1 protein-coding gene is annotated in these 273 nt (G+C 66.3%); it reads left to right on the top strand.

Annotated elements, in window-relative coordinates; all coding sequences use genetic code 11:
* Positions 1-273, top strand: a 273-nt coding sequence (locus KVT32_RS30055; protein ID WP_217619425.1) for a ferrochelatase, incomplete at both ends; no start/stop codon positions are given.

The raw sequence follows: 273 nt of genomic DNA, 5'->3' as shown, positions 1-273 counted from the left end.
AGTTGAAGCTCGACGCCTGCGCCCGGACCGCGATCCTGCCTTCGTATCCGCAGTATTCCGGCACCACCACGGCCTCGATCTGGGACGCCGTGTTTGCCCACTACAAAGCGATCCGCAACGTGCCCGAGCTGCGCCTGGTGAAGCACTACCACGACCACGACGGCTACATCGACGCGCTGCACGACACGGTGCAGGCGCACTGGGACGCGCACGGCCGCGGCCAGAAGCTGGTGATGAGTTTCCACGGCGTGCCGAAGCGCACGCAGCTGCTGG

The sequence above is a fragment of the Achromobacter sp. GbtcB20 genome (assembly GCF_019091095.1).
GTDB classification, from domain to species: Bacteria; Pseudomonadota; Gammaproteobacteria; order Burkholderiales; family Burkholderiaceae_B; genus Achromobacter; species Achromobacter mucicolens.
Note: the sequence above shows the minus strand (reverse complement) of the source record. Positions and strands in the feature narration are given on the sequence as shown.